The sequence below is a fragment of the Corynebacterium sp. HMSC074C11 genome (assembly GCF_001809455.1).
In the GTDB taxonomy this organism is placed as follows: domain Bacteria; phylum Actinomycetota; class Actinomycetes; order Mycobacteriales; family Mycobacteriaceae; genus Corynebacterium; species Corynebacterium amycolatum.
Genome location: NZ_KV797738.1, coordinates 1 through 21,861 on the forward strand (window position 1 = coordinate 1; position 21,861 = coordinate 21,861).

General features: G+C 58.1%; 20 protein-coding genes. 9 read left to right on the forward strand and 11 right to left on the reverse strand.

What is annotated here, in order from left to right; genetic code table 11:
* The 5 genes from HMPREF2614_RS07160 to HMPREF2614_RS07180 form a co-directional block, all read left to right on the forward strand.
* The coding region (locus tag HMPREF2614_RS07160; RefSeq protein WP_070560602.1) for an ankyrin repeat domain-containing protein at window positions 1-859 on the forward strand (859 nt) is incomplete at its 5' end.
* A gap of 91 nt (window positions 860-950) precedes the next feature.
* Complete coding sequence (locus HMPREF2614_RS07165; protein WP_005511540.1) at window positions 951-2,534, forward strand: cation:proton antiporter family protein; 1,584 nt, start codon at window positions 951-953, stop codon at window positions 2,532-2,534.
* Between the two features lie 128 nt (window positions 2,535-2,662).
* The gene (locus HMPREF2614_RS07170; protein WP_005511513.1) at window positions 2,663-3,598 is read left to right on the forward strand and encodes a hypothetical protein; all 936 of its coding nucleotides are present in this window, start codon (window positions 2,663-2,665) and stop codon (window positions 3,596-3,598) included.
* Between the two features lie 49 nt (window positions 3,599-3,647).
* Window positions 3,648-4,220, forward strand: a complete 573-nt coding sequence (locus HMPREF2614_RS07175; RefSeq protein WP_005511515.1) for a histidine phosphatase family protein — start codon at window positions 3,648-3,650, stop codon at window positions 4,218-4,220.
* Window positions 4,221-4,299: 79 nt separating this feature from the next.
* Window positions 4,300-5,265: an ADP-ribosylglycohydrolase family protein gene (locus HMPREF2614_RS07180; protein ID WP_016422328.1), complete on the forward strand. Its 966-nt coding sequence runs from the start codon at window positions 4,300-4,302 to the stop codon at window positions 5,263-5,265.
* 161 nt (window positions 5,266-5,426) lie between these two features.
* On the opposite strand, the gene HMPREF2614_RS07185 is transcribed toward HMPREF2614_RS07180, so the two are convergent.
* On the reverse strand, window positions 5,427-6,512 hold the full coding sequence (locus tag HMPREF2614_RS07185; RefSeq protein ID WP_038628161.1) for a lipoate--protein ligase family protein: 1,086 nt from the start codon (window positions 6,510-6,512) through the stop codon (window positions 5,427-5,429).
* Between the two features lie 32 nt (window positions 6,513-6,544).
* On the opposite strand from HMPREF2614_RS07185, the gene HMPREF2614_RS07190 reads away from it, so the two are divergent.
* Window positions 6,545-7,171, forward strand: a complete 627-nt coding sequence (locus HMPREF2614_RS07190) for a cation efflux transmembrane domain-containing protein (protein ID WP_070560626.1) — start codon at window positions 6,545-6,547, stop codon at window positions 7,169-7,171.
* Window positions 7,172-7,230: 59 nt separating this feature from the next.
* Here HMPREF2614_RS07190 and nagB read toward each other — a convergent pair whose 3' ends face one another.
* The 5 genes from nagB to HMPREF2614_RS07215 all read right to left on the reverse strand — a co-directional run bounded on the left by nagB (window position 7,231) and on the right by HMPREF2614_RS07215 (window position 11,729).
* The gene (nagB, locus tag HMPREF2614_RS07195) at window positions 7,231-8,016 is read right to left on the reverse strand and encodes a glucosamine-6-phosphate deaminase (protein ID WP_016422331.1); all 786 of its coding nucleotides are present in this window, start codon (window positions 8,014-8,016) and stop codon (window positions 7,231-7,233) included.
* Between the two features lie 251 nt (window positions 8,017-8,267).
* Entirely contained in the window at window positions 8,268-8,579 is a 312-nt protein-coding gene (locus tag HMPREF2614_RS07200; RefSeq protein ID WP_070560603.1) for a hypothetical protein, read from the reverse strand.
* Between the two features lie 81 nt (window positions 8,580-8,660).
* Entirely contained in the window at window positions 8,661-8,975 is a 315-nt protein-coding gene (locus tag HMPREF2614_RS07205; RefSeq protein WP_070429484.1) for a cupin domain-containing protein, read from the reverse strand.
* Between the two features lie 75 nt (window positions 8,976-9,050).
* Entirely contained in the window at window positions 9,051-9,839 is a 789-nt protein-coding gene (locus HMPREF2614_RS07210) for a MerR family transcriptional regulator (protein WP_070429483.1), read from the reverse strand.
* Between the two features lie 96 nt (window positions 9,840-9,935).
* Window positions 9,936-11,729, reverse strand: coding sequence for an ABC-ATPase domain-containing protein (locus HMPREF2614_RS07215; protein WP_016422335.1), 1,794 nt, complete (start codon window positions 11,727-11,729; stop codon window positions 9,936-9,938).
* Window positions 11,730-11,869: 140 nt separating this feature from the next.
* Between HMPREF2614_RS07215 and HMPREF2614_RS07220 the strand changes: the two genes are divergently transcribed.
* Window positions 11,870-13,195 carry an MFS transporter gene (locus HMPREF2614_RS07220; protein WP_222867337.1) on the forward strand — a complete coding sequence of 442 codons (1,326 nt, stop codon included), beginning with the start codon at window positions 11,870-11,872 and terminating at the stop codon, window positions 13,193-13,195.
* 29 nt (window positions 13,196-13,224) lie between these two features.
* On the opposite strand, the gene HMPREF2614_RS07225 is transcribed toward HMPREF2614_RS07220, so the two are convergent.
* The 3 genes from HMPREF2614_RS07225 to HMPREF2614_RS07235 all read right to left on the reverse strand — a co-directional run bounded on the left by HMPREF2614_RS07225 (window position 13,225) and on the right by HMPREF2614_RS07235 (window position 15,655).
* Window positions 13,225-13,758: an LURP-one-related family protein gene (locus tag HMPREF2614_RS07225; protein WP_224786560.1), complete on the reverse strand. Its 534-nt coding sequence runs from the start codon at window positions 13,756-13,758 to the stop codon at window positions 13,225-13,227.
* Window positions 13,759-13,853: 95 nt separating this feature from the next.
* The gene (locus tag HMPREF2614_RS07230; protein WP_168162099.1) at window positions 13,854-14,888 is read right to left on the reverse strand and encodes an NADP-dependent oxidoreductase; all 1,035 of its coding nucleotides are present in this window, start codon (window positions 14,886-14,888) and stop codon (window positions 13,854-13,856) included.
* 170 nt (window positions 14,889-15,058) lie between these two features.
* Complete coding sequence (locus tag HMPREF2614_RS07235) at window positions 15,059-15,655, reverse strand: HD domain-containing protein (RefSeq protein WP_070560604.1); 597 nt, start codon at window positions 15,653-15,655, stop codon at window positions 15,059-15,061.
* 57 nt (window positions 15,656-15,712) lie between these two features.
* Here HMPREF2614_RS07235 and HMPREF2614_RS07240 point away from each other — a divergent pair, with 57 nt between their 5' ends.
* Complete coding sequence (locus tag HMPREF2614_RS07240; protein ID WP_038628175.1) at window positions 15,713-16,807, forward strand: trimeric intracellular cation channel family protein; 1,095 nt, start codon at window positions 15,713-15,715, stop codon at window positions 16,805-16,807.
* Between the two features lie 15 nt (window positions 16,808-16,822).
* Complete coding sequence (locus tag HMPREF2614_RS07245) at window positions 16,823-18,118, forward strand: alpha/beta fold hydrolase (protein WP_070560605.1); 1,296 nt, start codon at window positions 16,823-16,825, stop codon at window positions 18,116-18,118.
* Between the two features lie 46 nt (window positions 18,119-18,164).
* Here the strand turns inward: HMPREF2614_RS07245 and HMPREF2614_RS07250 are convergent, their stop codons facing one another.
* Both HMPREF2614_RS07250 and HMPREF2614_RS07255 read right to left on the reverse strand, forming a co-directional pair.
* On the reverse strand, window positions 18,165-20,009 hold the full coding sequence (locus HMPREF2614_RS07250; RefSeq protein ID WP_070560606.1) for an ABC transporter ATP-binding protein: 1,845 nt from the start codon (window positions 20,007-20,009) through the stop codon (window positions 18,165-18,167).
* A 1-nt stretch (window position 20,010) separates the two neighbouring features.
* A complete protein-coding gene (locus HMPREF2614_RS07255) occupies window positions 20,011-21,843 on the reverse strand; it encodes an ATP-binding cassette domain-containing protein (protein ID WP_070560607.1) in 1,833 nt (610 codons plus the stop codon).
* Between the last annotated feature and the right edge of the window lie 18 nt (window positions 21,844-21,861).

Sequence of the window (21,861 nt, forward strand, 5' to 3'; positions counted from 1 at the left end):
GGAAGATCAACGCACTCTAAAAACGGAAGAGCCCATAAACACCGAGAACCGCTTCGGTAAGACAGCCTTGGCTGAGCACGCGTACTGGGGCGATATCGAACGGATGAAGGTCTTGCTCGACTGCGGTGCGGACATCGAAGCCGGCAAGCATTGGCCTCTTTTTCAAGCAGCGATGAATCATCAGCCTGAAGCCATTGCGTTTTTGTTGGAGCGCGGCGCTGATCTTCATCGTGCGAACCGTCTCTCGCATGGCCGCACAGCCTTCAAAGAGGCGGTCGCTACCGCCGATACGGATGCAGTCGGGCGAGTGCTAGACAGCATCGAGGTGCTCCTGGACGCCGGTCCGGTAATTGATGACGAAGTGCGCGAAGAGTTCACCAAATTCGGTCGCCGCTACAACCGCATGTCAGACAAGGCGCGCGACGAGTACCAGTCGGTCATGAATCGCCTCTACGAGCGTATCGGTGCTGACCGCCCGCAGGAAATCACGCCTCACGACGGCCACAGCGACATCATTGTCCCCGCAGACAAGTCGACCAACGGCCAGTTCCGATACCTCTGGAACTACCTGGTGCCGAATGGTGGTGAAGCCGCGACTGTGCAGGGCGAAGTTATCCGCATCGTGGGCCGGCTCGGGTACGAAGCGCTGGAGATGGGCTACGTCAACTGGGACGAAGACTATGCCAAGATGATCGACTTCTGGCTGGAGACGGTTGGGGCCGCCGAGGATGCCATGGCCGTCGTAAAGCAGCGCAAAGCTGGTGAGGCGGACATTGATGCGCTGACGGAGGCGACAATCGAGTGGGTTACAGAGCACCCGCAGCCGATTGCGTTGGGCGAGGTCCCGTACCGGCGCTAACTCCCAAGAAGCTAACCCCGGTTTGGTGTTAAAAATCTGTTAATGGTTAGCCACTGCATCAATCGGTAGTGTCAGCCGATATCTTTGATGGGTGGAATCCGTATACCTAACAGCAATACTGTTTTCGATTATCGGCGGACTCGGTGCGTCGTTGCTTCGGCTGCCGCCGCTGATTGGTTTCCTTGGGGCCGGTTTTGCCGTTCATGCAATGGGGCTTGAGGAAATCCCGTTCATTGATTCGCTGGCCGAGCTTGGTGTTACCACCTTGCTGTTCACAATCGGTCTGAAGCTAAATCCGAAGGATATCGTGGCGCCACGAGTGGTCTTTTCGGGGCTTGGCCACGCGTTTTTAAACACGGTAGTTTTTGCCGTGCTGTTCGGTGTCGCCAGTTTCTTGCCGCTGCGTGAGCTCACGGGACTGTCGGTGACCGCGCTAATTTACATCGGCATCGCGACTTCATTTTCGTCGACGGTGTTTGTGATGAGCCACTTGGAGGAGCAGAACCGCGGTGCTTCGGCCATCGGACGTATCGCGATTGGTGTACTCATTCTGCAGGACATCATTGCGGTCGGCGTGCTGGTGGCATCGTCGGGTAAGACCCCGGAGCTGTGGGCGCTGGCGCTGCCACTATTGTTCTTCATTCGCCCGCTGGCGGCGCGGCTTCCCAACCGCATGTTCCGCACTGAGCTGCTGGTTCTCACCGGTATTGGTATTGCAGTGGCTTCTTACTCGGCTTTCGAACTGGCAGGGCTCTCTGGCTCGCTGGGGTCCCTGGTCGCCGGTATTCTGCTGTCTTCGCACCCAATTTCTGACCGTCTGTCGGAAGCACTGATTAGTATTCGTGAGCTACTGCTGGTCGCGTTCTTTATCGAGATTGGTCTCGGTGGTCTGCCAAGCGCGGGCGGCTACGTCATCGCTGCGATTATGGTGCTGTTCCTGGTGTTCAAGGCCACTATCTTCATCTGGATTCTCAAGCGCATGGGACTGTCGCTGCGCACGAGTGCGCTGGCGGGGCTGACGTTGAGTAACTACTCGGAGTTCGGCCTAATTGTGATGGCGGCGGCGACGCAACAGGACATTCTGCCGGAAGAATGGACCTCGATTATGGCAGTCGCCGTGGCGGGTAGCTTCATTGCCAGCTCGCTGATGGCCCCGCACGAAGACAAGATTGTCAGCTTCCTGCAGAAGTTCGTCCCAGAAACCCCAGAGGACCGCCTGGTGCCAGAAGAGGCAAAGGTCATTATTGATAACGCCGATGCTCTCATCATGGGTATGGGGCGAGTCGGCGTTGGTGTCTACGGCAGGTTGGTCAACGAGTACGGCATGAACGTCTTCGGTGTTGATTTCGACGAGGATCGCATCGAAGAGCTGCGCGAGCAGGGCTACCAGGTCATCCCAGGCGATGTGACAGACCCAGAGCTCTGGCACCACATCGAGTTGGAGAAGAAACCAGCGCTGTACGTGTTGGCGCTGTCTGAGCACGCTGAGACCTACGCGATGATTCAGAACATCCGTAAGCAGGACACCGAAGCCGTGGTTGCTACCACCACTAAGGTGCAGAGGTTTAAGGATCAGCTTCTCAACGTTGGTGCCGACATGGCCGTCTACCTCTACGACGGTGCTGGCGAGGAGCTCGCCGACCGTGCAGTGGAGACGCTTAAGCAGCGGTCTTAGTCGCATCCGTTAAATACGGCAAACAACAAGCCAGCCGATTCGTTCGGCGATAAGCTGATTTCATGTCAGTCACCCAAAACCAGATGCCCGCGAGTCCTATTCGATCCAGTCGCAGTGCGATGTTTCGGATGACCGCGGGCCTTGCTGTTGTCATGCTCGGAACTCTCGTCGGCTGCTCATCTTCAGATTCCGAAGATGCCGCCGCATCACAAAGCAACAATGATCAGAGTGAGGTACAGTCGCAATCGACGTCGGCAAGCGAGGGCGATAATCCGAAGATGCCGTCGCCGACGAAGGGGACAAGCGTCGACAGCATCGGATTTGATGAAAGCGCCTACCAGAAAATTGACGTTCAGCGGTTTAGCCAGAACGGAATCAAGGCGTTCTACGTCACGCTAGACGGGAAAAAGAGCGAGTGTTTCTACTCAGACGGCGCGGTGACGTGCATCGGTAAGGCTGATTCGTCGATTCCCGACGTGGAGGTTCCGCCGTTCCCACCACAGTCGCCGGGCGCAATCATGCTGAATACTTCAGGTGCCGCGTACACGCTCGTCGAAGGGGTACCGCCGGCTCAGGAAGAGCTTGACGACGGCCAATGGACGAGCTTCGGCACCGCTGCGTGTGCGAAGACGGATGCGAACAAGCTGGTGTGCCAGTCGGATAACGCGGCCTTTGCCATCGAAGGCAAGGACAAGAATATTCGCACCTCCGGCAAGGTTTTCGATTCCGTCGAGGAACTCATGGCCCAGGGGAGTGAGCCGGCGAGGGGCTACAGTCAGGGCACGGATGCACTTGTTCAGGGGCCGATGATGTGCGGTGCCATGGAGGGCCATCGTCTGGCGGAAGTGGTCAAGGGCGAGATGACCTGCGCTGAGGCCATGGATGTGTTGGATCGGTACGACGCAATCAAGGACACTGAGGGCGGTGGCAACACCCTGACCGCTCAAGTAGGGGACTGGACCTGTAGCTCTCCGACGGCGGCGAGGTCTGAGGAGTTGGGAGCGGTAACGGTGTGTGAGGACCCGGAGCATGGCTTGGAAGTCCGTGACCCCGTGATGGGCTAGCAGGGTTACCGCGGCTAACAGCATTTTCAAATAAGCCTAAGCTGGAACTATGACTGATTTATATCTCGTGCGGCACGGTGAAACTGAGTGGTCGCGCACTGGGCAGCACACATCGGTAACTGATCTTCCGCTGACTGACAACGGTCGGGAAGAAGCCAAGGCCCTCAACGGCTGGCTGGATCCGAAGGACTTTGGGCTAGTGCTGGCATCACCCCGTCAGCGCGCCCAGGAGACCGCTCGATTGGCGGGGTTCCACGACTTCGAGGTCGAAGAGGATCTCGCGGAATGGTTCTATGGCGACTACGAGGGGATTACCTCGAAGGAAGTGCAAAAGACCGTTCCCGATTGGCAGATTTGGACTCACGGTGTGCCCAATGGCGAAACCGCGGAGGAAGTCCGTGAGCGAGTTGAGCGAGTGGTGAAAAGGGTGCGTGAATCGGGCGAAGACAAGGCGATTCTGTTCGCCCACGGTCACTCGCTGCGTGCGCTCACCACAGCCTGGTTGGAACTGCCCATTGCACTTGGCCAGTCCTTCCCATTGAATACCGCATCCCTGTCCGTGCTCGGTCGCTACCATGACCGACCTGCGGTTCTGCGCTGGAACCTCTCGCGGGGATTGTAGCGGCGTTGTACAGGTGTCTCGGTGAATTCGCCGATGCCATTCAAGCCGCCAACGCCGTCAAGCTCTGTAAGAGGTGCCTGTGAATCACAATTCCGATGCTTTCGCCCGCGTAGTCGACCGTGCCCGCGGCGTGCTCTATGGCCAGGTCATCGGCGATAACCTCGGCGCGCTAGTGGAGTTTTGTAGTGCCGAGGAGATTGCACAGCGCTACCCACACGGTGTCTGTGAACTTGCCGATGGCGGCACCCACAACATCGCCGCCGGCCAGCCCACTGATGACTCCGAAATGGCGCTGGCGCTGGCACGCTCACTGGTGCGCTGCGAAGGCTACGATGCCGCCGATGTCCGCGAGTCCTATGTGCGCTGGGCAAACTCCGACGCTTTCGACATCGGAGAGGCCACCACGGCAGCGTTGCTCCGGCGCGCGCCGAACCCGAACTCCCAGGCTAACGGCGCGCTCATGCGTATCTCACCGCTGGCTATCGTGTACTGGCGCAACCCCGCACGTGCTGGCGAACTCGCCCGCAAGGACGCCGCCATCACGCACCCGCACCCAGTGTGCATAGAGGCCAATTCACGTTACGCATCCGCGCTTGCCGACGTCATCAGCGGCGGCCTCCACCAGCCGCGCCGCGGCATTGGCGTGAGTGCGCTGATGGAGTGGCTGGCTTCCCAGCGCGCGCAGTGGGAAACCGAGTGGCAGGCCAGCGGTGCCGTGGTGGATAGCGGGGAGCCGGATTTCTCGGTGCATCAGGGATGGCTGCGCTTTGCGCTGTGGGCACTGCATGAAGAACTGCGCCGGGTAGAAGACAAAACCACGACCTTTGAGGACTCTCTGGTCCGAGTCATTGGCCGTGGCGGCGACACCGACACTAACGCGGCCATTGTTGGTGCTTTTCTCGGTGGCGTCTTTGGGGCCTCCGGCATTCCGCAGCGGTGGCGGGATGTCATTGATTCCTGCTCGCCGAAGCGAAACCGGCCCGCGCAGTATCACCCAAACGATGTTGCGGAGTTGGCGGAGAAACTGGTGGGCATGGAGAGCTAATATTCGGCGACGCACTCACTAATGAGTGGACGTATCGTCAGATTTCTTTCCACTTGACGCCGTTTCTTCTCGTCGTCCACGCCGAGTCTCCTTGGTTTACTTTTTATCCAGTTAACTCTCTTTCCCGAAGATTTTCTTCATTTAGATAGTTGGCGTGGGCATTAGGGGACTCGGTGAGTCCAGCCCTCCGTGCCGTATTTGGTGTCAATAAGATGCTGCGCCGCAGCGAAGTCCTCATCGGAAAGCGATGCCTCGGCGGCACCGTAGCGGTTGATGAATGTCTGCTTCATCGTGTCAATGACTTCCGCGCGGCTGGCACCGGTCTGGCGACGGAGCGGATCGACGCGCTTCTTCGCGCTGCGCAGGCCCTTATCGGCAATCTTGGCCTTGCCAATGCGCAGGACTTCCATCATTTTGTCAGCGTCGATGTCATAACTCATGGTGACGTGGTGAAGCACTGTTGAGCCACGGCGCTTCTGTGCGGCACCACCAATCTTGCCGCCATCGGAGGTGATGTCATTGATGGGGACATACCACGCATTGACCCCGAGCTGCGCAAGTGCAGCGATGACCCAGCGGTCGAGGAATTCATAGGATTCGACGTAGCTAAGACCAGCGACCAGCTTCTCTGGTACATAGATCGAGTAGGTGACGCAGTTGCCGCCCTCCATGAACATCGCGCCACCGCCGGAGAGACGACGCACCACTTGCACATCGTGCTTCTCTACACCCTCGGGCTCGAGTTCGTTGACATAAGACTGATATGAACCGATCACAGTGGCACGATCATCCCAATCCCAGAAACGCAGAGTCGGTCCGCGCTGCCCGGAATTGACTTGATCAAGAAGGACCTCGTCGAGCGCAACATTCATCACCGTCGGCAGGACACCCGGCTGCAAAACCTCCCACTCCAAATCAGTGAAGTCGACGGCCTGTGTCAGTGCACGTCGAACGACTTGCGCAATGATGTGGGTATCAAAACCGTGCAGTCGCACCTCGCGGCCAGACTGATCCTCAAAATCCTTCAGCGCCGCATCGAGGCGAGCCTGTAGGCGTTCCGTATTGTCCCCGGCAGGCGCACCGAGGAGAGCGTCATTAATAATGTCGTAGGCTTCATCGGGTTCGAGGAAAAAATCGCCCGAAATGCTTATCGACGAAATCGTGTCACCTGTGGTCTCGCAGTCGGCAACAACCAATTTGCCGCCGGGAACCTTCATTTCTGAGTGAAATTTCTGTGCGGGGGTCATGGGTTTCGATGGTACTCGTGCCGGGCGTTACGATGCCCCCCGTGTTTACCTCATCGACTTTGGATCACCGTGCCCGCAAAATTGTTGCGTGGGTAGCAGGCCTGAATCTTCTCGGATTCTTCATTGAATTAATTGTTGCCTCAATTATTGGCTCCGCAGCGCTGTTCGCCGACGCTGCAGACTTTCTTGAAGATTTCCTCATGAACCTGCTGGTTCTCACCGCATTGGGTTGGTCGCTGGCGAGCCGTCGTAAAGCAAGCTTCGGCCTTGCCGGGCTAATCCTGATTCCGGCGATTGCGGCGTTCGGCACTGCCATCTGGAAGATGATCAGCGGTGAGCCGCCAGAGCCGCTAACGCTGTCGGTGACTGCGATTATTGCGATGGTCATCAACCTGGTCTGCGCGATTTTGCTGATGAACCTGCGCAAAGCCGACAGTGCGCTCATGCGCGGCGCGTGGTTGGCGGCGCGTAACGACGTCCTGGCGAACCTGCTCATTCTCGCCGCTGGAGTGGTCACCATTTTCTGGTTCAGCGCATGGCCGGACATCGTCGTAGGACTTGTCATCGGCGTCATTAATCTCACGGCCGCAAAGGAGGTCTACGAGCAGGCGCGTGCCGAAGACCCCGAGCTGGAGATGGATGACGATGACGACGACTAGTGCAGACTAGTCGTGTGTGGCGGGGTGCGGTAGGGCAATAGTAGGGGGGCAGCTGGGGCCTACTTCCACATATCCTTCTGCCACTGCGGCTTATGAGCGTAGGTGAACTCGTAGTATTCCTTGTTCTTCAGCTCACTGGCTGCAGCCTGATCAATCACAACCGTGGCCCGTGGGTGCAGCTGCAATACGGACGCGGGCATAGAAGCGCTCAGCGGGCCCTCGATGGAGGCGGCAATGGCATGCGCCTTTGCAAAACCTGTGGCCAGCAGCAGGAGGTGCCCCGCACGTGAAATGGTGCCAAGACCCTGGGTGACCACGTGGTACGGCACGTCTTCGGTGGAGTCGAAGAAGCGGGCGTTATCCAGCACGGTCTGCGGGTGCAGCGTCTTAATGCGAGTCAGGGAACCGAAAGAGCTGGCGGGCTCGTTAAAACCGACATGCCCATTTGTGCCGATGCCCAGTAACTGAATGTCAATGCCGCCGGCCTCGATAATCTTGCGTTCGTAGTCCTCGCAGGCAGCGCCAATGTCGTCTGCGAGACCATCGGGAATATGGACCCGCGCCGGGTCGACATCCACGTGATCGGAAAACTCGTTGTGAATCACGTGGTAGTAGCTCTGCTCATGCTCGATGGGCAGGCCCACGTATTCGTCGAGTGCGAAGAAGCTGCAGTCCTTGAAAGTGACTTCACCAGCCCGATGGCGACGAATCAGCTCCCGATACGTCGCAAGCGGGGTCGATCCTGTTGCTACACCGAGGTTTGCACCCTTGTTGGCGTAGTGCGCGAGGTAATCCGAAGCGATGCTCGCGACTTCAGCCTCAGAATCGACGATGATGATTTCCATGGTGGAACACTCCAGAAAACGAGGGCTCGTGGCAGAAAATGAAAAGGGGCGGGGCAGAATTCTAGTGACTCCACAACGCTAGGCGCTACAGCCCTATTCAGACGAGGTTAATCTGCCATTGGTTAATTCCTGTAATTACACTCTGTTTTTCTTGTTTATCAACTTCTTCCGGGCAACGAAAAACACTCAGGGCAACGCCACAGTTGGCGTTACTCTGAGTGTGTTGGGGGCGTATTGTTTCTGGCCCTGGGCTACTTCACCCAGAAATTGCCGTCTTCGTCCTTGTAGATGATGTCACCAGCTTGAGCGACTTGGGTATCGTTGACCTGAAGCTCAACCAAATCCAGTGTTTCGACAATTGGTTCAACGTACACGCCACCGTCAAACCAAACCTGGAAAGCATCGGCCGAAGTCGAAGATCCTGAGAAACGGTGCTGTTCGTATTTGTGCACCGGAGCAAATGGGCAGTTAACCGCCTGTGCAATTGTCGGGGAAGCCACGACGGAGCCAAGTACGGCAGCGGCGCCGATGATAACAGCGGCGAGAGAGCGAGAGAACTTCATAGTTAATTCCTTCCCGAGTCGGGGTTATGACGCAGTTATGGGGATGCCGAAGTGCGCACTGTCGGCTGCTGTTGCTGTGGGCTAGACTGAGCCTTCTTTTTCAATGACAAGCATGCGCGCCTCGCCCTGCGGGTGCGCGACATGCTCGTCGCCGGCTTCTGCAAAACAGATAGTGCCAGGCGTTAATGTGCGTACGCATTCCTGTCCCGCATCGCGGTAGTGCATGTCGACGGCTCCGTCGACAACCACAAAGACCTCTTCGCCATCATTGATGTGCCACTTGTATGGCTGATCGCTCCAGTGGAGCCGGACGCTTGTGGCGCCAGTCATAGTGACAACATTCAGTGCACCCCACGGGCGATCAGCGGTGAAGTCTGCGGCTTCGATGAATTTCATGAGCCAATTCTAAGCGGATTTCGTCCCGAGTGGAAAGGCCTGGATGAACGGCTGCCGTCCGGTGTCTAGCGCTACCTACCGCCACTCGGCACTTGCCGGGTCAATACCTTCCTTACGGGCCTGAGCTTCAATCAACTCCAGCAGGTAGCCAGCATTGCCGCGGTAATACCGGTCAAACCGGGAATCAGCGACGTACATGCGAGCCAGCAGAATCTGCTTTTCTCGACCGGCCTCGTAGAAGCGGGTAATAGAGGCCAAGTGACGGTCAACTAGCTCGGCCGCCTCTTCGGAACCTGGCTCCACGTGTCGCTCAGCAGCGTCGGCAAGCGCATCGGCAAAATCCTTAGCCTCTGCCTCAAGAGCGGCCCAGTCGCTGTCGTCCATCTTTTCCTGAGCCTGCTGGGATTGCTCCCACTCGGTGGTGTCGCCCCAGCGTTCCTCAGCTTCGGCTTCTAGATTCTGCCAATCGCGGCCCAAGAGCTCTGCCTTCGTCTTTGCTTCCATTGTGTGTCCTTCCTCAATCAGTTTGTCCAGAGACTGCACCATGTGGTGCAGGTCAGCGATCTTCTCTGTGAGAACAGTTCGCTGAGCGAGCAAACGATCTTTCCGACTTCTCGGGGAGGAATCGCCGTGAATGAACTCCTCGATAGTCTTCAACGGCACACCAGCGGCGCGATAGACCAGGATCTCCAGCGCGGTGTCGATGTCCTCATCGGTGTAGAGGCGGTAGTCGGACCACGTGCGATACTGCGGGCTGAGCAGCCCGATGGCATCCCAATGTCGCAGCGTGCGCGTGGTAACGCCCAGGAGCTCGGCTGCCTCGCCGATGGTGTACTCGTTGTCGTTGTTGCTCACGGGAATCATCTTTCTGTTTGACGTCGCGTCAAGGTCAAGACCCGACGCCGAAATCCGTCGAAGAAGTTAGTTGCGGCAGCCGTAGGTGTGCCGTTCCCGCGACTGTCAATCTGCGGGGCCCGACCGCAAGAGCCGAAGCCTGTTGATTGCCGCCACAACCTCCTGGAAACGAGGCTCCGCCAGATGACCAGAATTGGTAGACGCAGCTGCCGCGTCGAAGAGCGAATGACAAAAGTTGTAGTACTCACGCTGAATTAGCTCGGTGAGGTCAGTACGTCCATCGAGCTGCTTTACAACGGCGCCCAGAATCCGGGCAATGGCTTCTGTTTGGGAGGAATCCATCAATTGGCCGACAGCGCGCAGGTCAAGATTGTCCTTGCCCACCTGAATCAGTTCGAGGCAACGAGCACGCGGTGGCTTAGGCGGTTTCGCGCCGCTACCGCGCCCGCCGCGACTGCCACGACCACCGCGCCCACCGCGACTGCCATGCCCATGACCACCACGACCACCATGTCCACCACGGCTCTCACCGGCAGGGAAGTCAGCCTGCAGAAAACGCTCACCGATCTGCGCAAAAGCTGGCGAAGGTGCAGCCGGAGTGGCAGATTCTCGGAGCTCACGGGCGCGCTCGGTGACGTCGTAAGGCGTGTACGCATCCATAGCAATCACGGTGTCCGCGACATCGATGAACGCACCAGAACCACCAGCGACGATGACCGTGGAGATCCCGTGGTCCTCCCAGAGCTCGCGGACCCGTGCGACCAGTGGAGTAATCGGCTCCCGGTCATCGGGGATGAGTCGGCGCATGCGCTCATCACGAATCATGAAGTTAGTTGCGGAGGTGTCCTCATCGATGAGCAACACGCGCGCACCGGAACCCAGCGCCTCCATCAGACCCGCAGCTTGGGAGGTCGACCCCGACGCGTTCGCCGTGGAAAACCGGGTCGTGTCATCACCGGAGGGAAGACCGTTGATAAACGGCGAGATATCCACACCAGTGATGGCCCGGCCGTCCTCGGCACGCAGCGCAACCGCAGTCTCGTCAGCGACCACAAACTCGCGGCCGTCGCCAGCGACATGGTCATACACGCCAGTGACCAGGGAGGACAGTAGCGTGGACTTGCCGTGGTAGCCACCGCCGACAATCAACGTCACGCCCCGCGGAATGCCCATGCCGTGCACCATTTTACCCGACGGCAACTGAAAACTGTGCTGCAACGATTCCGGCGAGGTAAACGCAGTCGCGCCGGGCTTCGGCAGCTGGCTATTGCCCGCCTGACGGGGCAACACCGACCCGTCTGTCACAAACCCAATCAGGTCCGCGTCCGCTACCGCACGGCGCAAAAAGAGCTGGTCATACTCCAATTCCGCGGCTGCCTCGAGCGCATCGATGGGTGCGTTTACAATGGCGTCGTCAAGCGCGTCCAACAAATCCTCACAGATCAAGCGCGCCGCCTCACGCCCGAGAATGCGCCGGCCGCGGGCGGGCAGCTGGATTTCCAGGCAGATCTGGAGGGCATCATCATGCTTATCGACGTCGTGCGCATCCCCACGGAGCTCAGCGACAGCTGTTCGGCGCAAGACCTGCTGCCCCGGAGAATCGATAAACAGCCCGCGGCCATACTTCTTAAAAGCTCGCACGAGGCTGCGGTTCAACAAATCGAGCTCTGCCGTGCTGAACCTGCCGGGTTGTGAGCGGGAGGCTCCGCGATAGTCCAGCACTGACAGCGGAATGTGGACGCGTGCCCGTGATGCTGGAGCGTAAGGGTCGGATTGGACCTTGTCGACAAACAGCGTCGCGTCCAGATCCGGCAGGTCGTGGGAGCCACGAAGAGATTTGTATGCGCCGTAGCTCTTGCCATCGAGGTTGGAGAGACGTCGATAAAGGTCAGCGGGCATATTGCTACTTTCGTTGAGGGAATTCGGTGTTCTTCCCGCGAGTGTAGCGACTGAGCGCCGGATGAGAATTGCCGTCGGGCGACACAGCGGGGCTGCCGCATACGGTAGCGCCGTTGCTACAGGCAGGTAGCGTGAGAGCCATGACTGATAGCTCGGAAGCTGACAAACCCACGGACGCAGGGAACACCCCAGAGTCGGTGCAAAAACACGCCCGCGCGAATGCCAAGCGTTACGTTTGGGCGAACGGACTACAGAATATCGGCGATCAAATCGTCGCGGCGAAGACGCTGTTGCCATGGCTGCTGCATTCGGCTGGCGCGCCGGGCTTCTTCATCGCCATGCTTGTGCCGGTGCGCGAGTCCGGTTCGATGCTTCCGCAGGCCGCCCTCACACCTTGGGTGAAATCTCGCCCGCGCCGCACAACCGTCTGGATCGCTGGTGCTTTGGGGCAAGCCATCGCAGCAGCGCTGATTGGTCTGGCTGCGTTGTTCCTAGAAGGCACCGCGCTCGGCGTCGCTGTCATCGTCGCGCTTGCAGGCTTTGCAACGGCCCGAGCCCTGTGCTCGATGGCCTCAAAGGATGTCCAGGGCCGCACGATTCCGAAGGGGCAGCGCGGGCAGATTAGTGGCCGAGCTGCGATGTTGGGCGGTGTCGCCGCAATTATTGTTGGTGCAGTGTTGTGGATTCTCCGCGACAACGTCACCAAACCAATCGTGGCGGGGCTCATCTTTGTTGCGGCACTGTCGTGGGTAGCAGCAGTTTTGATTTTCCGTGGGATTGTTGAGCCCACCAACGAGGGGGACAAGGAAGAACCGAATAAAACCTGGTGGCAGGACACCTGGCGGCTCTTTAAAGAGGATAAGAACTTCCGCGACTTTGTGATCGTCCGTAGTTTGTTGCTGGTCACAGCATTATCCACGTCGTTCATCGTAACCCTAAGTGCACAGGTGGGAGCTGATCTGGAAGCCTCTGACGGTAGCGGCGGGGGAGTAAGCGCCAATGTCGGTATCTTCATGCTCGCCGCAGGCTTCGCCTCTTTGGTTGGTGGAAAAGTCGCCGGAATCTGGTCGGATAAATCCTCGAAGAAGGTGTTGACCTACTCTTCGCTGGTCGGTTCTATTGTTCTCTTTTTGTTGGTCGCAAGTGCTCACTGGCTTTCCGCCGGTGCGAACGCTTGGATTTTCCCGCTCGGCTTCTTCGCGATGTCCGTCGTCCACGCCGGTGTTCGCGTGGCTCGTTCGACCTATGTTGTGGACATGGCAGAAGGAGACAAGCGCACCGAGTATGTCGGAGCAGCCAACACCATCATGGGCGTTGTCCTGCTCATCGTCGGTGCGCTTTCGGGTGTTATCGCCAGCTTCGGCCCTGCGGCAGCTTTAATCTTCCTGGCACTAATGGGACTGGTTGGTGTCGCTATGTCCAGCAGGCTGAAGGAAGTCTCGGCGCCGCACAAGGTGACGCCTTAGCAGGGCAGTTCTTTAACAAGGCGGAAGCGCTAGCTCACACTAACCGCTACAGCCTCATCGTTCTTGCGCCTGACAATGTCAATAACCAGCGCAGTACCGATCACCGCAGCCCGCGTTTCCTCGTTCAAGTTCGGCTCCAAATGCAGAGCGTACGTGTCCTTGCCGGTAATAGCGCCTTTGAGACCACGGTACTTCCGGTCAATCTTCGCAATCGGGCGTCCCTTGCTGGTCAGTGCGTAATTTTTACCGCGGAAGCCGCCGTCAACATCGACGTCGGAAAGCCCTTTGACGGACAAAGTTAGCCGTGATTTTAGGCTGAATCGTTTGGTCTTGGCTGTGGCGATCTTAGCGCCGTTGGGTGTGAGAACCTTGTATGTGTCGCCGAAAACGTTCGCGGGGTCGGTGATGGTGAGGAGCTTGTCGCCCTCTTTGCCATCCTCGTCCATATCGAAGATGTCGTACTTGACACCGATGCCCAACATGCGTCGACCCAGTGATCCTGCTTGGGTAATTTGGGCAATCTGGGTGCCGTTGTCATCGAAAATAGAGTATTCACTGCGCATAACGTTGCGTGTTTCTTGAACTAGCAGTGTGTCGGTCGTAAGCAGTCGAGGTTTCTGTGTGTTCACGAATTAGCTCCAAACTCGATGACAGTTATTTAGAACTCTACGACCATCTTGCCGGTATTGCCTCCGCTAAACAGTTCGAGGAATGCAGCTGGCATGTTCTCGATACCGTGGCGAGTGGTGACATCGTAGGCGACCTTACCGCTGACGACCTGCGGAGCCATTCGCTCCTGGAATTCATCTGCCAGGTGCAGGTACTTGCCCAAGACGAAGCCGCGCAGAGTAATGCACTTGCCAATCGCCAGAGCCAAGTTACGTGGTCCGGTCGGAGTTCCAGTGTTGTTGTACTGGGAGATTGCGCCACACATAGCAACGCGGCCAAAGGTGCGCATCGCGCCGATGGCTGCCTCGAGATGGTCGCCACCGACGTTGTCGAAGTAGAAGTCAATGCCCTCTGGAGCGGCCTTTGCCAGCTGTTCTGCAACCGGGCCGTCGTTGTAGTTGAAGGCGGCATCAAAGCCGAGTTCGAGTAGACGCTCAACCTTCTCGTCCGAGCCGGCGGAGCCAATGACACGGGCTGCGCCCATCTGCTTGGCGAACTGACCAGCAGCCGAGCCGACCGCACCAGCAGCGCCAGAGATAAAGACGACGTCGCCTTCCTTCATCTCTCCGACAGCAGTCAGGCCAACGTAAGCAGTAAGTCCAGTAAGACCAAGGATGCCCAGGTGGGCAGCAGCCGGTGCAACGTTGAGGTCAACCGGTGTTGCCTCGGAATCGGCAATAACAGCATTGGTCTGCCAGCCATAAGAGTGGCGGACAGCGTCGCCAACCTGGAACTTATCCGACTTGGACGCAAGGACAGTGCCCACAGCGCCGCCAGTCATTGGCTGGTCAAGCTGAAAAGGAGGAACGTACGACTTGGTGTCGTTCATCCGGCCACGCATGTAGGGATCGACGGTAGCGACCGAGTTGGCTACCAAAATGTCGCCGTCGTTAAGCTCTGGCAAATCGACGGTCTCGAGGCGGAAATTCTCGTCAGTCGGCAGGCCGGTCGGTCGGGAAGCTAGAACCCACTGCTGAGTGGTGGTGGGCAGTTCGGTTGTGGACGATGCATCAGTGGAAGTCACTGTTTTTCTCCTGTTGCGTATTCCTGGATCTATTGTCGGATTGTTGTTGCGTGGCCTCTATATCGTGATAAATATCCGAGCCACGTAGGCTGCCACTGTACCGTCGCTTGAGTGCTCCGGGCTATGTCCAAACATGTTTTTATAACTTAAAGCGATTGGAAAAACGCAGGTTACGCCGCTTGTACCCAGGAATCGAGGCGCTCAATTAGAATGTCCAAGTCGTCCAACAGAGGCATGTCGGGCAGTCGTTCGGCGATTACGTTGCGGACATTCGTGTACCACCACAATTGCTGGCTCGGAGTTGAACGAAAGCGTCGCCACAGGGAGTGGCCTTCGCGGTCTAAATCCTCCAGAGTTTGGCTGAGATTGTGGAACCTATCCGCGGCGGCCACGATGATTGACTCCGCGCTGCCACGAGAAAGTTGCTCCAGGTAGGCATCGGCACGCTCCTGCCAGGAGGGCAAGGAAGAATTCTTGGTGACGCCCTCGACGATCGTGGCCACGCGAGGTCCGAACTCATCTTCCATCTCGGCACGTGAGTAGTTTTCCGGCACGTCTTCCAAAATGTCGTGGAAGAGGGCTGCCAACAGCACGTCTTCGTCGTTAGTCACGCTCGCCGCAATCAACATCACCGCCATTGGATGGCTGATATAGGGAACGCCAGATCCCTTTCGGTAGTGCCCATCGTGCGCGCGGGAAGCAGTTGCGATGCCGCGTATGAGCCTGCCACTGGGGCGTGTCGAAGCAAAGGTGTCAGCGTTTTCCATGGGTATCCCGACCTTTCGTTGATGCATGAAAAATAGCAGCGTCTAAGCTTGAACATCATGAACGTCGCAGAAGTAGATCCGCTCATCGAGTCGATGTACCGGTGGTCCGATGTCAGTGGTGTCCTGCTCATGGGCATCATCGGTGGCACCATCGCCCGGCAACGAGGCTACGACATCATCGGGTTCTTCTTTATCGCGCTGTTCTCCGCACTGGGTGGCGGCATGATTCGCGATGTTCTGATTAACCAGGGCACCGTCGCCGCAATGAGTCAGCCGGAGTACCTAATCCTGGCATTCACCGGTGCACTTATCGCGCGATTTTTCTATTTCAAAGGTAAGACCTGGGAATACGTTCAGGTTCACGGTGACGCTGTGGTTTCGGGTCTTTGGGCCGCTACGGGAACGGTCAAAGGTGTCACGTATGGCTTGCCCATTCTGCCGTGCATCATGATGGGCGTTTTCACAGCCACTGGCGGTTCCATGATTCGTGACATTGTTACCGGGCGGGTACCCGCTGTTTTCGGCGGCAATCAGCCCACGGTCATCCCCGCCGTGGCTTGCGCAATTATTGTCATCGGAGGCCACCATCTGGGTTTTATGGCCGTGTCCATGGTCGTCGGTCCCGTCGTCAGCATTCTGCTGTCGCTGCTGGGGTACTGGGGCAATTGGCGCGTATCGGCACGCTCTGAGTGGGCACCATTGAACGACACCGCGTCGCAGATTGCGGTCCTCGCGCGTCGCGCAGAGGGCAAGAGCCGTGAGGTCGGTCGACGCTTCGAGCCCGCGCGCCTGCGCAGTTGGCGCCACCGCCAGATGGAAAAGGCGCTGCAGCGTCGCATTCAGGCTGAGGTCGATAGGGGAGTATCGCGTTCCGACGCAGAGGCCAACGCGGAGGAATTCCTGGAGGAGTTCAATGCGGACTTCCCAGCGGATCTGGAAGTTCCGTCGGCACAACAGGAGACAGAGCAAGACGAAAGCGATGAATCCAATTTCGGTGTGGACCTATCCGGCGATTCCTATGACGATTACGGGGAAGATACTGCGCTGCGGCAGCGGGAATACCGGGAGATGTTGGATCAAATTCTTGCTGACGATGAGGCGACCGATTTGCTCGTCGCAAAGCTAATGAAGAAATACGACCAGCGGGATTAGAGGAGCGGTAGAGACATGGCATCGACGAGTACTGCGAGCAGGCATTTTGGGCACATTATTAAGGAACACACCCTTGAGGTTCCCTGGGATCCTTTTACCGGGGCTGCGGATGCTGCGACATTTGAGCTCTTCGCAAGGGAGATCTATACGCCAGGAAATGAGGACGCGCCGGCAATTGTCTATTTGCACGGAGGTCCAGGCTTCCCGGCACCGCGTCCGGTGGGAACTAGCGGAGTAATTGGTGAGGCGCTGAAGGAATTCCGCGTGATTCTTTTGGATCAACGTGGCACGGGGCGCTCGCATCGAATTGATGCGGCCAATATTGCGGATATTCCGGGCGCGCGGCTTGCGCAATTGCGTCAGGAATACATTGTCGAAGATGCGGAAGCATTGCGAAAGCATTTGGGCATTGCGAGATGGTCACTGTATGGGCAGTCCTTTGGTGGTTTTTGCATTACTTCATATCTCAGCCGCTATCCGGAATCCGTGGAGCACGCTTACCTCACGGGTGGTTTGCCCGTTCTGGATCGTGGCGCTGACGACCTTTATCGCACGACATATGCGAAGCTGCGCACCCGCCACGAGCGCTTTTATCGCGAATACCCGTGGGTGGAGAATCGCATTCGAGAAATCTGCGCGCACCTGGAGCAATCTGCAGAAACTCTCCCCACCGGTGAGCGTCTGAGTTCTCGCCGATTCCGAACCATCGGAATTGAATTGGGCCGCGGAGATGGATTCCACAATCTGGCGTATTTGTTGGAAGAGCCATTCCACATTCGCAATGGTGAAAAGCAATTGCGCATTGATTTCCTAGCCGATGTCGGATCCCGCGTGAGTTTCGCCGAGGGGCCGCTATACGCCGCGATTCACGAATCCATTTATGGCGGTGTCGGGGAGCAGCCCACAACTAATTGGGCAGCGCACCGCATTCGCGAGGAGATTCCAGGTTTCGAAGAAAATGCCAATCCCGCAGGTGACGAGCTGTTTTACCTCACCGGCGAGCACATTTTCCCCTGGCAATTCGACGAAGACCCTGCGCTCATTCCGTTCAAGGAAAAGGCCGAAGAATTGGCGCAGCACACCTGGGAAAACTCGCCGTATGATTCCGCGCGCTTGCTTGCCGACGCTCCGACCTCGGCAGCCGCGGTTTATCTTGACGACATTTTCGTACCGTTCGATTACTCGATGGGGACAGCCAACTGCTACCGAGATCTGCGACCACATGTGACCAATGCATTCCAGCATGACGGTATTCGCCACGATGGCGCGGCAATCTTTGCGCGGCTCCGCGAGCTCGTCGAGGATCACTAGGCGAGTATCCGAGCGCTGAGTCTTAGCGCGGTGAGCTCGACCGAGCCTAGACCTGTGCGCGCGCAAGTCGAGCAAAGGCGCCGTCGGCGCGCAAGAGGTTGTCATAAGTGCCGCGCTCGATGAGTTGGCCGTTTTCGATGACCAGGATGTCATCGGCCTCGGTCAGAGTCTGAAGCCGGTGTGCAATGAAGATGCAGGTCGCGCCACATGCGCGGGCATTGTCGACGATACGAGCCTGCGTCAGTGGATCCTGGTGGCTGGTGGCTTCGTCGAAAATGGCAATCTTTCCGGCGAGGTTGGCACCGGGGCCGTTGGGCACGGAACCGTCGGCAAGTACCGCGCGTAAGTAGGTGCGAGCCAGCGCCAGACGTTGACGCTGACCACCGCTAAGCCGCTGCGCGCGGCGGCCAATGGGCCTATCCAGCGGTAGCTCAGCAGGGTTGATGGCAGCGAGTTCGAGTGCCCAGTGCATCAGCGATTCGGGAACCTCGCAGCCATCAGGTGCGCCGAGACACAAGTTCTCAGCGACAGTGGCCTCCATGAGAAAAGGATTCTGATCTGCGACAACAACAGCTCGGCAGACATTGGTTGAGCCGAGGTCACGGGCATTGTGACCATTGATGATGACCTCTCCCGCATCCGGATCGACATGCCGTTGGATTAGCCGGGAAAGCGTGGACTTGCCCGAACCGGTGGGGCCGACCACACCGATGAACTGGCCTGTGGCAATGCGCAGATTGATCTTGGTCAGAGCACGGTTATCGGCGCCAGGGTAGTGATAGCTGACATCGCTCAGTTCGAGGGCAGGGACAGGGTCGACGGAGTTGGCCCGGGCGCCCTGCGCATGTCGCGGTTCAAACTGATTCGGCATCTCCAGCTGCTCCGGCTGCCGCGGTTCTTCCACAGTCGGTGGCTGCGCGGCCAGCTCCCTAATCCGAGTGACTGCATTGAGCCCTGCTGGCAGAGAAGATGCCAGGCGCTCGATCGAATCCATCGATGCAGCTGTTCCCGCCACCAGGGACGTCGCCACCAAAACTGCGGGCAGCATGCGGTAATCGGCTGAAAGCGCCGGGATACCAGCACAAAAGACAGCGATGCTGCCGCCCCAAATCCGAAGCCCAGTCGCACCAGAGCGCAGTCCAGCCCGCTTGCCGCCTGCACGCATCTTCTGGGTGAGCTGCTCGTCGAGCTCGCGCAGTCCCCGCAGCCGCTGCTCGGCTGCGCCGTAGATGAGGATTTCCTCCCGAAGTCGCAGTGTATCGGCGATATACTGCGCAATCTCCGTGCGTGTGGAGTTCGTTGCGGAGGCCTCCGTCGTCGCCTTCTTAGAGCCTGCGAGCGCAATCACAAAGCCAACCGCAAAGGTCAGTGCCAGAGCAATCGTAGGCAGTGCTCCGGCCGTTAATGCCGCCGTCACGACCGCCAGCAGAGGAATTAATACGGCCGTCACCGCGGGCGCAATTGTGTGCGCAAAGAAGACTTCCACGCGGCCAACATCACGAATCGCAATCGTGTGGATTCTGGCAGTACCCAGCCCATCGGTTATCGCGGGCGCCTGCGGGATAAGGCGCTCGACGATCCACAGTCGCAGCTCGCCGAGCAGCTGAAATGCCGCCAAATGTCCGAGGTACTGCTCGACATACCGCAGAATCGCTTTCAGCAGCGCCAGCCCCGCAATCACGCCAATGACCGCCCAGGTCCACGTCATGCCCTTGCTTTGCGACGAGCCGGTTGCGTCCCACTTCAACAGCGCAATTGTGGCAATTGCCCAGGCAGGCACGGCCAGCATTAATGCACCCAGTATGTGCCCAACCACGCGTGCGAGGATAGATGCGCTGAGCGCCCCGCGAGCCTGTGCGGAAAAGCGCAGCAACCAGATGATGTTGTTCATGTCAGCTCTCCTCGGTCAGCGCCCGTGCGTAATACTCATTGCTTGTGCTCAATTCGTCGGGTTTGCCCGCAGCCACAATCCGGCCTTCAGCGACGACAATGACCAGGTCAACGTCCGATAGTGCCTCCATTCGGTGAGCGACCATGATGCTCGTGCGACCTTCAGCGAGGCGGGTCAAGGACTCCTTGATGAGACCTTCCGTCCGGCGATCGATGTCCGCTGTCGGCTCGTCGAGAAGCACAATCGGAGCAGTACCGAGCAGACCACGCGCAATGGCCAGGCGGCGTCGTTGCCCGCCCGAGAGCCAATTGCCCTGATCGCCGACTTCCGAATCGAGACCACCAGGGCGCTGTTCGATTTCGGTGAGTAAGTGCACGTCGCGAAGTGCTTTTCGCATATCGACGGCCGTTGCGTCCGGGCATGCGATGCGAAGATTGTCCGCGACGGTGGTGCCGAAAATGGCTGGTTGCTGGGAGATGAGTAGCGAATTGGCGAGCAACTCCGGGGTTGAAAGAGCGTGGCCGTCGAGGGAGACTTCCCCGGAATGTGGCTGCAGGCCTGCGAGTACACGCAGGAGTGTGCTTTTTCCGGAACCGCTGGGGCCAACGATGCCGACTCTGCTGCCGGCTGGAATTGTCAGGTTGATATCGGAGAGAATGCGCTTTTCGCCGATGTCAACGCTGACATCGCGGAGGGAAATCTCCGGTGCGTGCTGTGCGTGCGGTGCCTGCGGCGCGGAGGCATCGGTGGAATGCGCTGTTGCGGCTGTGGACGCTTCAGCTGGAGGTTCACCGAACATCTCCACAATTCCATTTCGATGGGTGCGTCCACCGAGTCCGATGTAGAAGGTCCGACCGACACGATTAACGGGCTCGTAGAGCAGAACGGATAGAAAAACACCTGCGAGAGCAGTGCCTACGCTGATTGCGCCGGCCTGTAAACGCAGCAGGACAAGGCCGATTGCTGTAGTCGACATTGCAATTCCAAAAACAGCATCGTTGACAATAATCATCAGCTGATTGCGGGCGAGCAGGGCGGTAAGCTCAGCCATCGCGGTGCGAGTTTGGCTGGCAAAACGCGTCATGACCCGGTCAATTGCTCCAAGAACTTTGAATGTGCCCAGCCCTTCGAGCATTTCCAAATACGCATGTGTGGCCTTCGCTTGCTTTCGGCGATACGTCGCATTGGATTTCCGCAGGATTTTTCCAGCCCCAATAATGATCAACGGCGTGGAAATGAAAAATAGTGCCAGCCACAAGGCGGTTTTCGTATCCACCCACAAAGCCCAGACCACCAAAATAATCAGTGGAGCACTAAACGAGGCCAACGTGGGAGCGAGAAATGTCGCTCGGTAATTCGCGGTCTGTTCGACGCTTGCGGTCGCTGCATCGAAGAGTAGGCCCTCGCCAGTGTTAGAGGCGCTTCGGTGTGCGTGACCGGATTTCCCGCCACCGTGCCCTTTTCCATCTGCGTGCTTCGTGACCTGTTCAGGAGCAGAAAACTCCGGCTTCAGCACACTGCCAACCACATGCGAGCGCCACAGCTTTTCCTGCTCCCCAGCTAGCCGTGGTGGTAGTGCCTCGGTGACATAAGCACAGAGGCTTCCTAGAATGACCGCCACAATTGTAGCGGCCAGGGATTCATGAAGCCCCCAATCCCCAAACCAATTGCCGCCACTGGTGAATGTCATACCGCCGTGCAAACTGCTGAGAGCATCGAGCGCGTGTCCAAGAGACACGGCACTGAGAGCGAAGGAAAAGCTACGCCCCCAGCTGGATAACAAAACCCAGTGCATTCCGCGGGGAGGCGAAGTCAGTGCTTCATGAATCCACATAGCGACGTGAAAACCTAT

Excerpts from the sequence above, each read along its gene's own strand:
- HMPREF2614_RS07240 (WP_038628175.1), top strand. The coding sequence starts at position 15,713 with ATGAACGTCGCAGAAGTAGATCCGCTCATCGAGTCGATGTACCGGTGG.
- HMPREF2614_RS07250 (WP_070560606.1), bottom strand. The coding sequence starts at position 20,009 with ATGAACAACATCATCTGGTTGCTGCGCTTTTCCGCACAGGCTCGCGGG.
- HMPREF2614_RS07245 (WP_070560605.1), top strand. The coding sequence starts at position 16,823 with ATGGCATCGACGAGTACTGCGAGCAGGCATTTTGGGCACATTATTAAG.
- HMPREF2614_RS07190 (WP_070560626.1), top strand. The coding sequence starts at position 6,545 with ATGCCCCCCGTGTTTACCTCATCGACTTTGGATCACCGTGCCCGCAAA.
- HMPREF2614_RS07215 (WP_016422335.1), bottom strand. The coding sequence starts at position 11,729 with ATGCCCGCTGACCTTTATCGACGTCTCTCCAACCTCGATGGCAAGAGC.
- HMPREF2614_RS07210 (WP_070429483.1), bottom strand. The coding sequence starts at position 9,839 with ATGATTCCCGTGAGCAACAACGACAACGAGTACACCATCGGCGAGGCA.
- HMPREF2614_RS07255 (WP_070560607.1), bottom strand. The coding sequence starts at position 21,843 with ATGTGGATTCATGAAGCACTGACTTCGCCTCCCCGCGGAATGCACTGG.
- HMPREF2614_RS07205 (WP_070429484.1), bottom strand. The coding sequence starts at position 8,975 with ATGAAATTCATCGAAGCCGCAGACTTCACCGCTGATCGCCCGTGGGGT.
- HMPREF2614_RS07235 (WP_070560604.1), bottom strand. The coding sequence starts at position 15,655 with ATGGAAAACGCTGACACCTTTGCTTCGACACGCCCCAGTGGCAGGCTC.
- HMPREF2614_RS07170 (WP_005511513.1), top strand. The coding sequence starts at position 2,663 with ATGACCGCGGGCCTTGCTGTTGTCATGCTCGGAACTCTCGTCGGCTGC.
- HMPREF2614_RS07225 (WP_224786560.1), bottom strand. The coding sequence starts at position 13,758 with ATGCGCAGTGAATACTCTATTTTCGATGACAACGGCACCCAGATTGCC.
- nagB (WP_016422331.1), bottom strand. The coding sequence starts at position 8,016 with ATGGAAATCATCATCGTCGATTCTGAGGCTGAAGTCGCGAGCATCGCT.
- HMPREF2614_RS07185 (WP_038628161.1), bottom strand. The coding sequence starts at position 6,512 with ATGACCCCCGCACAGAAATTTCACTCAGAAATGAAGGTTCCCGGCGGC.
- HMPREF2614_RS07200 (WP_070560603.1), bottom strand. The coding sequence starts at position 8,579 with ATGAAGTTCTCTCGCTCTCTCGCCGCTGTTATCATCGGCGCCGCTGCC.
- HMPREF2614_RS07220 (WP_222867337.1), top strand. The coding sequence starts at position 11,870 with ATGACTGATAGCTCGGAAGCTGACAAACCCACGGACGCAGGGAACACC.
- HMPREF2614_RS07175 (WP_005511515.1), top strand. The coding sequence starts at position 3,648 with ATGACTGATTTATATCTCGTGCGGCACGGTGAAACTGAGTGGTCGCGC.